At 41.0% G+C, this 11876-nt stretch carries 6 protein-coding genes; 3 read left to right on the top strand and 3 right to left on the bottom strand.

What is annotated here, in order from left to right; all coding sequences use genetic code 11:
- The first annotated feature begins 29 nt into the window (after positions 1–29).
- From PL_RS25615 to PL_RS25605, 3 genes are all read left to right on the top strand, one after another.
- Entirely contained in the window at positions 30–1427 is a 1398-nt protein-coding gene (locus PL_RS25615; RefSeq protein WP_052496182.1) for a phosphatase PAP2 family protein, read from the top strand.
- Positions 1428–1497: 70 nt separating this feature from the next.
- Positions 1498–2037, top strand: coding sequence for an RBBP9/YdeN family alpha/beta hydrolase (locus PL_RS25610; RefSeq protein ID WP_041880553.1), 540 nt, complete (start codon positions 1498–1500; stop codon positions 2035–2037).
- A 13-nt stretch (positions 2038–2050) separates the two neighbouring features.
- Positions 2051–2824, top strand: a complete 774-nt coding sequence (locus PL_RS25605) for a hypothetical protein (protein ID WP_041880554.1) — start codon at positions 2051–2053, stop codon at positions 2822–2824.
- Between the two features lie 53 nt (positions 2825–2877).
- Here the strand turns inward: PL_RS25605 and PL_RS25600 are convergent, their stop codons facing one another.
- The 3 genes from PL_RS25600 to PL_RS25590 form a co-directional block, all read right to left on the bottom strand.
- The gene (locus PL_RS25600; RefSeq protein WP_262496941.1) at positions 2878–3006 is read right to left on the bottom strand and encodes a hypothetical protein; all 129 of its coding nucleotides are present in this window, start codon (positions 3004–3006) and stop codon (positions 2878–2880) included.
- Between the two features lie 145 nt (positions 3007–3151).
- The gene (gene ectB, locus PL_RS25595; RefSeq protein WP_041880556.1) at positions 3152–4435 is read right to left on the bottom strand and encodes a diaminobutyrate--2-oxoglutarate transaminase; all 1284 of its coding nucleotides are present in this window, start codon (positions 4433–4435) and stop codon (positions 3152–3154) included.
- 71 nt (positions 4436–4506) lie between these two features.
- Complete coding sequence (locus tag PL_RS25590; RefSeq protein WP_041880558.1) at positions 4507–11874, bottom strand: non-ribosomal peptide synthetase; 7368 nt, start codon at positions 11872–11874, stop codon at positions 4507–4509.
- Positions 11875–11876: the final 2 nt, after the last annotated feature.

Raw genomic sequence — 11876 nt, 5'->3', positions numbered from 1 at the left:
ATTAATATATTGGGTTCTGATAATTTCATATGCTCAAAAAACACCAGACTAAGCTTAAATTCTTACTCACGACCTTAACTGTTTTTAATATAGTAAGTACCAAAGCACAGCATGTAGATACTACACTTTTATTAAAACACCCTGTAAATCATAGTTTCCTAAAAAAAGATCTGATAAAAAAATCAACTGTACCGTTAATTCTGTTTGGGGCAACTGCTTTAGCCTGGCCTCACCGGGAAACAGTCAGAGAAGTTAGAAACAGGTTTATTCCCGATTTCCGGTACAGATACGATGATTATCTTCAATATGCACCTGCAGCAGCAGTAGTAGCGTTAAACGCATTTAATGTGAAAGGAAAACATACCCCGAAGCGGGCTTTAATCTCCTATGCCTTCTCGATGGGAATTATGGGTGCAATGGTCAACGGAATTAAATCGACAAGTAAAGTAGAACGTCCGGATGGAAGTTCGAATAATTCATTTCCATCGGGACATACAGCTACAGCTTTTATGAATGCGACTGTACTGGACAAAGAGTATGGACAATATGGTTATCCTTTAATTGGTATTGCAGGTTATGCTATGGCAACAGCTACTGCACTGGGCCGGGGTCTGAATAACAGACACTGGATCACAGATGTACTGGCAGGTGCTGGTGTAGGTATTGTTTCTACAGAACTGGGCTATTTTGTGACCGATCAAATCATGAAAGACAGAGGTATGAATGCAAGGGTAAAAAACAATCCTGTTCCAATAAATCATAGTCCGAGTTTTGTGGAACTGCATGCAGGTTATGCTGTCACCACCAGTAAAAAACTTACCGGAACAGTTCACGAGAATATCTTTAATAAAGATGGTTTCAATCTGGGGCTGGAAGGTGCCTGGTTTATGAATAAAAATTTTGGTATAGGCGGAGAACTTGCTTTTACCAGCTTCCCGTTAAATTCAGACAAGGCATATCTTGATCCTGACATCGCTCAAATCAGTAATGGGCTGTTCACCCAGGCACTTGGAGTTAAATACTTGAATATTGGCCCCTATTTCAGTTTACCATTGGCACATAACTGGTTCATCACGGCTAAAGCAAATGCTGGAATTTCTGCCGGAAGTACCGGAAATTTCATCCTGAATATCAAACCAGAATACCAGAAAGAGTTTGGGACAGCAGAACTTCCATATATACGCTATAGTCCCGGAACAGCAGCCAGCTGGTCAGCTGGGATTGGCATTCAGAAACGAATTGGCCGTAATACAGCAATTAAAGCCTATACAACCTATTTCAATTCTACACATAAATTTGATATGGATGCACTGAATGATATGGATAATGATGGCCATTTCACTTATGAACGTCTCCCGGAAGCTTATGGAAAAACGAAATACAACAATATTACCTTTGGTCTTGGGATTACTGCATTCATCTGGTAATCAATAGCTTTTACAAGGACTGATTCCTGCAGATATTTCACTAAATTTATCCTTGAAGAAAAGCTATACAATGGAACCAAAAATATTGATCATACCAGGACTTGGGGGATCGGGAGAAGAACACTGGCAAAGTTACTGGTCCCGGAATTTGGATAACATGGTTCGTATTGAACAGGAAAACTGGGATGCACCTGAACCTGACAAATGGTTAAAAACCCTGAATGATACGCTACTGGAAATAAACCAGCCAGTTATTTTAGTTGCTCACAGCCTTGCCGTTTCACTCGTAGCGCACTGGGCTGCCAGTCACACTGATCCAAATATAAAAGGGGCTTTACTTGTAGCACCTGCAGATGTAGATTCTCCTGCTCATACTCCCGATTCGATCAGAAGTTTTGCGCCTATACCATTATCAGCACTTCCATTTCCATCTATTGTAGTTGCAAGTGAGGATGATACTTTTGTAAGTTTGGAAAGAGCAAGATATTTTGCAGCGCAATGGGGCAGTGAATTTGTAAACATCGGTTCAAAAGGCCATATCAATTCTGCATCTAATCTTGAACTCTGGGAAGAAGGACAATTGATTTTAGAAAGACTAACACTCAATTAAAAAATTTATACTGATGAAAAACAAACTTTATTTTTCTCTTTTCGCCGGCCTGCTGCTACTCAGCTCCTGCCAGCAGACTAATGCTGCTAAAGATAAAACCATTGCTGTTAAACAGGATAATTCTCATCAGTTACAGCATGTAAATAAACCGGATACAAATACAGTCAATGCACAGCCTTTTTCCAACAAAATAAAGATTTATTATAACCAGAACCAGGTCATCCTGAATCTGATACCACTGCTTCCTGATAGCTCAATGGCAAGCTGGGAATGGAAGAAAAAAGAAAGACTGGAATTGCTTGAAAGTGTCAGATCTCATAACTACTATATTGACACGACAAAAGATTACAACAATATCAGCGTTATAACTCCTCATTATTTTAAAACACAGGTAGTTGATGGCGTCTGGTGTCTGGCCCTGTATAAGATTCAGGAAAACAATTATGTCGTAATTACTGATGATATTGCCGGCGATGGAAACGACCTGAAAGCATTTGAACTCAAAAATCAGCAACTCACTCCTTTGAAACTTAAGGATGTATTAGGAGACTATCTGAGCAACTTTCTGATCAATAACACTAACAAAACGTGCAAAGATTCTTTTGAAAAAGGCGATTATAGATTTGATTATAATTTCGGGCATAAAAATCAGCTTATCGTCTCCTCTGCCTATATCACAAAAAAAGAAAATGAGCAATGCCTAAAAGGGAATTCCCTGACTTTTGTCTTTAATGGGAAGCTGAAGAAATTCGAACCGGGAAAAGCTACCTGGAATAATACGTATTAAACTCTTTCTATATAAAAAAGAGGCTGTATGATTGAAAATACAGCCTCTTGAAATTATTTAGCGTCTTTTTCGTCAAAAGACAACACACCAAAATTCTTTTTGTTCCACTTCTTTAATTTTCGTGGTAAACGAACGACAACAGCTTCTGCTGCTTCTTTCTGTTTTTTTACTTCTTTACTCATAACTAATTTTACAATTGTTCAGTCCTGAATCAGACCTCCCGTTTTATGTTGGCAATTTAGACATATTATCCTTTAATATACCTGTGTAATATTCTTTCGGCCTAAAACCGAAAGAATATTACACAAATAGATAATTAACTGTTAATTACGACAAAACACCCGCTGTCTGATGTACATGTGCATTAACCGTATCTTTTAAGATGCCAAGGGCTCTTTCCAATACTGTATTTTCTGTCGTTAATGCAGGTAATAATTTAATCACCTTGTCATGACGACCAACACATTCTACAATCAGGTTATGTTTTTCAAAGCAATCCTTAGCAATTTTCTTTGCCAGTAAAGGATCACTGAACTGAGAAAGATCAATACCCCACATCATACCCAGGCCTCTTATCGCAATGCGCTCATCAGTAGCAGCTATTTCTTCATGAAGGAAACGGTTCAGGAACGCCGCTTTTTCTTTTACAGCTGCTTCCAGACCAGTCTTTTCTCTGAATTCCAACGCAGCCTTACCACCTATAAAAGCAAGCTGATACCCTCGGAATGTACCATTATGTTCACCTGGCTGCCAGATATCCAGTTCAGGTTTCATTAATAATATCGCCATTGGCAGACCATAACCACTCAAAGATTTAGACAGGACAACAATATCAGGAACTATACCAGCTCTTTCGAAAGAGAAAAAGTCACCTGATCTGCCACAGCCTATCTGAATATCATCACAGATAAAAAGAATACCATGTTTTTCACAAATCTGTTTCAATTTTGCCAGCCACTCTGGTGAAGCCACATTGATTCCGCCTTCTGCCTGTACCGTTTCCAGGATCACAGCAGCCGGTTTTTCAATTCCTGAGTGTGTATCTTCCAGGATCATTTGAAAATAAGCAAGACTATCAAAACCTTCAGGACCATTATTTTCAAATGGAAGGAAAGTAACGTTATGCAGTCCGACTCCGGCTACCTGACGATGATAATCATTACTTGTCAGGGCAAGACTACCCTGAGATAAACCATGATATGCACCCATAAATGCAACCACATTAGTACGTTTGGTATAATTTCTGGCTAACTTAAGTGCTGCTTCAATGGCATTGGTACCTGTAGGACCGCAGAACTGAAATTTATATTCATATCCTTTCGGTTTCAATAACAGGTCATTGAAAGTGGTAATAAAATCACTTTTGGCCACAGTAAACATATCAAGCCCCTGCATGATATTATCGCCTGCCATGTACTCCAGTAACTGTGCTTTAATGTAATCGTTGTTATGACCATAATTAAGTGCTCCGGCTCCCATCAGGAAATCTATATATTCTTCCCCGTTTGACCCATATAAAAAAGAACCCTTCGCTTTCTGAAATACTGAAGGAAAACTTCTGGAATAGCTGCGTACATTTGATTCCAGGGTTTCAAAAACTTGTGTAGACATAACAATAATAATTTAGATGTTTAAATAATAGATGGTTAAATAATAATTTATGATTTTAATAAGGAGGCCGCTCAGACCTCCGTTTGGTTAGTTATTTGGGTATTTATAATGTACTTATTCAGGTATCCTGCCAATACTTCAGCATTTTCATTTTTCACCATAGTAACATGATCACCAGGAGCTCCGATAGTCTGAATATCATCCGCATGCGGTGCCCACCCCAGGTTTTCGCCGAAGCCCAGTTTCTCCCATTCCTGTTCCATTGCTCTGACTATAGTTAATGTAGCTTCAACCCTGCCGGATATATAATACTCCATAGTTGAATTACAGATCATCAGATAAACCATTCTCGGATGGAATTCTGTCAGCACCCCCTCTCCAAAACATTGAACTTTAATATGTTCGAGCATAAAAGCCCGGCGTTCGTTTACAGGAAGCTGTTCTATCGTTTTTTTCATTTCTGCCACCCAGGCCGGATATGGTTTTTCAAATACATTATTTTCTTCCAGATTAATCAACGCGTCGTTCAACAACGTATCTATAGCCACCGGATAAATATTTTCTCTAACTGGTATATCCAGTAAAATTGCCTGCTCTACCTGTTCATCCATTCTTTCCAGTTGGCGGATCATTTCATAAAGCACATATCCTCCAAATGAATGACCTAATAAGCTGTAAGGCCCCTCTGGCTGCAGTTCTTTTATCCAGCGGATATTTTGTGCGGCTATTTCTTCTACAGTATCCAGTGGAATTTCCCCTTCCAGAAGACCTATCATTTTAAGACCATATACCGGTCCATCATTATCCAGAGCCCCTGCGAGCTGGTCGTACCAGTCAGGGTTACCATCACCGCCGGGAATCACAAATAAAGGTTTATTACCTTCAGCTTTACTCAGCAGAATAAGATGTTCATTGCCCTGCAGTGCTGAACCTTGTTTCAATAATCCACTCAGTAATTCAGCCTGTGTCTCAATAGTTTTATTGATCATGAGTTCATTCAGCTGAATCTGATAACCCATTTTTCTGATATGAGCCAGCAAACGGACTGTAATCAGAGAATGTCCTCCCAACTCAAAAAAGTTATCATGAATACCTATTTTTTCTATACCCAATAATTCCTGCCATATAGCAGTAAGCTGTCTTTCGGTAGCATTACGCGGACCAGCATAAGGTGTATCAGCCAGGTTATTTGTATCAGGTTCAGGAAGAGCTTTTCTGTTGATTTTGCCATTGACTGTGAATGGCATTTCTGCTAACGGAACCCAGATCGCAGGAACCATATAAGCCGGCAGACAACCCTGTAAGAATGAGATAAGCTGCTCCCTGTCAAAAACTTCTCTGGCAACAACATATCCTACCAGATATTTATTTCCTGCATTGTCAGTTCTGGCCAGTACTACGGCATGAGTTACCAGTCCGCTTTGCTGTAATACGCGCTCTATTTCTCCCGGTTCTATTCTGTATCCTCTTATCTTTACCTGATCATCGATACGTCCCATATACACAATATTGCCGTCAGGTAATCTTCTGGCCAAATCACCGGTTTTATAAAGAAGACCAGTTGTATTAAATGGATCGGAGACAAATTTTTCACGGGTTAATTCCGGCAGATTAAGATAGCCTCTTGCAACTCCTTTCCCTCCGATACATAATTCTCCGCCTACGCCAACCGGCACAACTCCACCTTCAGCATCCAGTATATATAAAACTGTATCTGAGAAAGAATTACCAATAGGTACGCTGGTATAATTCTGTTGTAAGTTCACTTTATACATACATTTACCTATCGTAGTTTCCGTAGGCCCGTAATGATTGAACACCTCACAAGCTGCACCTGACAGACTGATCGTACTGATTACGTCTCCCTGCAAAGCTTCCCCGCCAAAGATCAGCAGTTTTGCAGGTAACAAAGCTTTATGATCTACTGTTAATGCTTTCCAGTGTGAAGGAACTATCTTCAGACAATCAATTACATGTGTCTTAAAATAATCGTGCAATGCTACAGCATCTGTGGTGAGTTCTTCTGCAATCAGATGAAGTGTACCACCCGCAGCCAGGGCACCAAAAAGGATCGTATTTCCAAGATCGGTAGCAATAGCCGGTACCAGGGCAAATGAAGCACATGCATTAATATTGCATTTTTGCTGTAAACCATAGATATAATCGGTCAGGTTATCATGTGTGATCATAACACCTTTTGGATTGCCGGTAGAACCGGATGTATAAATTACATAAACCAGGCCATCCGGCTCACTTTCATTTAAAGAGATCTCCTGATCTGCATTTTCAATCAGCTTATCCCAGTCTGTCTGGATATTCAGATAGTTTACCTGACTTTCTGCAGCTTTTGATATTTTATCTTCCAGGCTTCCATCAGTTATACAGATTTCACAACCTGTATCCTGTAATATGAAATTTATACGCTCTTCAGGGAATGCCAGATCGATAGGTACATAAGCCCCTCCTGCTTTCAGGATACTCAGTATGGCTACAATCATTTCCAGACTCCGGTTCATACAAAGGGCTACCAGTGAATCTTTCTGAACTCCTTTTGTTCTGAGATATCTTCCAAGGCCATCGGTACGTTTATCCAGTTCCCTGTAGCTCAGCTGCTGTCCTTCATACTCCACTGCTATAGTATCAGGATTTTTCGCCACCTGTTCCAGAAACAGGTCTGCTATAGTCTTGTGATCTATAGACTGATGTGCTGAAGCGCCCTGATTAAAAGTATAGATAAGTTCATGTTCTTCCTGCTCAGAAAGCATCTTTAAGCTCCGGACTGAAGCTGAAGGAAGCGCTATAACTGACCGCAATAACTGCTCGTAATGTTTAGCCATTCCGGCAATTGTCTCTTCTCTGAATAAATCAGTACAGTACACAATGCTTAACTCCAGACCTTCCTGGTTTTCTTCAATCATAAAATTAAGATCAAATTTGGCTGTGGTGTGCGCCACTTCCTCTCCGCTCAGCACAAGGTCACCAAGTACCAGATCCGGTTCATCGGGCGTATTCTGTAATACCAACATTGCCTGGAACAACGGAGTTCTGCTCCTGTCCCGGTCTTTGACTACTGCCTCTACTATTTTTTCCAGAGGTATATCCTGATGGTCATAACCTTCAAGCAAAGTTGTTTTCACCTGTTTGATTAACTCCTGAAAGGTTGGTGAAGCGCTCAGATCACAACGTAAGGCCAGTGTATTGATAAAGAATCCAATCAGTGCTTCCGATTCTTTTTGTCTTCTGCCGGCTATCGGCGTACCTACGGTAATATCTTCCTGTCTGCTGTAACGGGATAGCAGCACATAAAAACCGGACAATAAGGTAACAAACAGGGTATTTTCCTGCTCAGCACTAAATTTATTCAGCTGATCTGTAAGCTGCTTATCCAGATGAAAGGAGAGTAAACCACCTTTTGTACTCTGAATAGCCGGCCTTTCAAAATCAAGCGGAAGCTCCAGCGGAGTTACATCTGCCAGTTTCTCTGACCAATAATCCTGTTGGGCCTGAAGTACCTCGCCGCTGATATAAGTTCTCTGCCAGATGGCATAATCTGCATATTGAATATCCAGTTCAGGTAACTGTACGGCATTATCTTTACTACCTGCTTCATAGAATGCTGTTAATTCAGCAACCAGTATACCAGCCGACCAACCGTCAGAAGCAATATGGTGCATCGTCAGTACCAATAAATGTTCAGCTTCATTCAGACTGATTAAACCTGCGCGCAGCATATAATCTGCAGCAAGATCAAAAGGATTCAGTACAAATGAATTGATAGTTGCCGTCAAGTCATTATTGACTTCCAGGCTGGTCAGCTGCCATTTATCTGCAGGCATTATTTCCTGATAAGGCACACCTTCTCTGGATTTAATAACTGATCTGAGTACTTCATGACGTTTTACAATACTTTGTAATGCGTATTGAAGTGCATCCTTATTTAGTTTACCTTTTAATTTGAGTACTGAAGGCATATGATAATGTACACTTCCTTCCAGCTGATCAATAAACCATAACCTTTCCTGACTGAATGACAATGGAATAAACTCCGGTCTGGACAGCGCTTTGATTGCCGGCAGTACCGCCTGATCTCCGCTGTTTAACAGATACGCTGATAATGAGGCAACGGTCGTATTATCAAACATGGATTTCACAGTAAGTTCCAGCCCCATTTTATCCCTTATCGTTCCAATCAGTCTGATTGCCAGCAGGGAATGTCCGCCAAGGGTGAAGAAATCATCGTATATCCCCACCTGTTCAATTTTCAGCAGTTTTTGCCAGATCTGAACGAGTGTTTCTTCTGTTTCATTTCGCGGAGCCACATAAGCCTTTACAGTCAGAGATTCAGCTCCGGGAGCTGGTAATTCTTTTTTGTTTACTTTACCGTTGGCTGTCAGTGGAAATTGCTCCATAGCGATAAGCAAACCTGGCATCATATAGTCGGGCAATTGTTCCCGCAGAGATTCCATTACTTTATCCTGGTCGTAATCTCCTTGCGGAACCACATAACCAATCAAACGTTTACCACCATCTTCATCGGCCAGAACGGTTACCACTGCCTGACTTACAAACGCACTTTGCTGTAATACAGTTTCAATTTCACCCAGCTCAATACGGAAACCACGGATTTTCACCTGCTCATCAATCCTGCCTTCGTAAACAATACTGCCATCTGGCAACCACTTCCCTAAATCACCTGTTCTGTAAAGTTTTTCTCCTGGTTTTGCAGGAAATGGATGTAATATAAATTTCTCGGCAGTCAGCTCAGGGCGATTCAGATATCCTGCTGATAAACCATCTCCACCCAGATAAATTTCACCTACGACGCCAAGTGGTACCAGTTGCTGCTGCTCATTCAGAATACAGGCAGTCCGGTTACTTAGCGGATAACCTATAGGAATATTATCATTAAAACCTGGCTTAATGGGATAAGTCAATGAAAAGGTCGTATTTTCTGTAGGACCGTAACCATTAATCACGTTAATCTCAGGATAAGTCTGTAATAATTTACGAACGTGTTTAGCGGATAGTTTTTCTCCGCCAACCAGGATAACAGACAGGCTTTCAAAAGTCCCGATTGCAGTTTCTACCAACTGATTAAACCAGCCGGCTGTAAACCACATTTTATTTACGCTGTGCTTTTGTATTTCCCTTTTCAGCAGTGTAGGATCAAGTAAAGTCTGCTCATTACATAAAATCAGACGGCCACCGTTCAGCAACATCCCCCAGTATTCAAAAGTGGTTGCATCAAATGAGGGAGAACCTGTTGATAACAGTACATCTTGTGGATCAAAAGAAACGTAATCCACTCCATGTACCAGACTCACGACATTTCCATGAGTTACTTTCACTCCCTTAGGCTGCCCCGTAGAACCGGAAGTATAGATCACATAAGCCAGATGCGCTGCAGACAGGGCAACCTCTGCTGATGTAACCGATTGATTGTAAATCAAATACTTCAGATTATCCATACAGATTGATTTGATCCCGGCGCCCAGTGTATTCAGCCGGTCAGCATGATTCTTTGTTGTAATCACTACCGGACTCTCACTTTCTGCCAGCATCAAACGGATACGTTCTTCCGGATATGCCGGATCAACGGGCATATAGGCAGCCCCTGCTTTCAGTACAGCAAGGATAGCAATCATAACCTCCATACTCCTGTCCATAGAAACAGGGATCAGCATTCCAGGTGTAATTCCCTGTTCAATCAGATAATGAGCCAGCTGATTGGTATACTCATCAAGCTCAGTATAGGTTAATTCCTCTCCTTCAAAAACCAGTGCAACTGCAGCTGGTGTTTTATTTACCTGTTCGCTGAACGCAGAGATAATAGAATACTCTCTTTCGTATGCACTGAAAGTCTGATTAAAATCATGCAGTAACTGCTTCTGATCGTCTCCTTCCACCAGCTGCAGTTCGGCTATTTTCTTTTTTTCAAGGGATATGATTTGCAGTAATACTTGTTTAAAATGTCTGGTTAACTGTTTCACATACACTTCATCCAGTATTTCTTCATTATACAGGAATAGTACATGAATCTCATCCGACACGGCTGCAATTATCGATAACGGATAATTGTTATGTTCTTTGATGATCACATTGTCTACCTGCATCTTTCCTGAACCTGATGAACCGCCTGTACCAACAGGATAGTTTTCAAACACCAGAATGCTGTCAAATAAATCTCCGGTTACGCCTGTCCACTGCTGTATTGTAGTTAAGGCAGTATAACCGTACTCCCTGGACATAATTTGTCCATCCTGAAGTGCTGATAACCATGCAATAATCTCAGCATCATAGTTGATTTCAGTATGCAGCGGGAGTGTATTGATATACATTCCGACTCTTTTTTCCATATCAGCAAGTTCTTCCGGACGCCCCGATACAGTTACCCCATAAGTAATATGTGTTTTACCGGTATAGTTATGCAGAATAAATGCCCATATTCCCTGCAAAAGCGTATTCAGTGTCAGGCCGGATGCTTTAGCATAAGTATCGGCAGCTGCCTTTATCTGTGCATCCAGAACCAGAAATTCTTCTTTAAATTTCCCGCCTTCTTTAGTACTGCCTTCCGGCGAATGAATAAATGGCAGCAAAGTCCCTGTTTCTACACCAGCCATATATTTGCGCCAGTATTCTTCCTGTGCACCCTGCCCTCTGCTCTCTATATAACGGATATAATCCTCATATTTATCCTGCTCTGTTATCTTTACTTCCTGACCATCTGCAAGTAATTCATAAAACTCCAGCAATTCTTCCATCAGAATAGACATTGACCAGCCATCCAGTAAGATATGATGATAAGTCCAGACCATATGATAACTATCTTCACCCCTTTTCAAGAGGTTTATACGCATTAAAGGAGGCTTTTTAAAATCAATTCCCTTCTTCAGGTCGGCAGCTATAAATGTGGCAATAGCCTGATCCTGTGTTTCCTGGTTCATATCGCTATAATCCAGCTCCTGAAAAGGAAGTACCACATCCTGATGCACACATTGCACCGGCATTCCCAAGGATTCATAATCAAAACTGCTGCGCAGAATAGTATGTCGCTGCAACAGCAAATTCCAGCTTTCCTGAAGTAAACGGGTATTTACCTGTGAAAGATCACAGGTAAATTGTTCCATATAGGCAGCTACTTCACCATCATATAGTCCATGAAAAAGCATTCCCTCCTGCAAACCGCTTAAGCGGTAGATAGCCGTTATGCCCTCATGACGTTTCTTTGTTTCAGGAGCCTCGGCCCTGGAAAGATAGTCGATCAGCTCCTGCTTGTTATTTTTGATATAGGTAATTACCTCCACATCGGTTCTTATAGCACCTATCTGTTCATCAGTCAGTTTGTTTTTATCTCCTCTTAATGTAAGCTTACCCTCCTGCACTGCAAGAGAAAAGTGTCGGCTATATAATTTGTCTATGAATTGCTTAATTTCTTCCATCT

This window comes from Pedobacter lusitanus (assembly GCF_040026395.1).
In the GTDB taxonomy this organism is placed as follows: domain Bacteria; phylum Bacteroidota; class Bacteroidia; order Sphingobacteriales; family Sphingobacteriaceae; genus Pedobacter; species Pedobacter lusitanus.
Note: the sequence above shows the minus strand (reverse complement) of the source record. Positions and strands in the feature narration are given on the sequence as shown.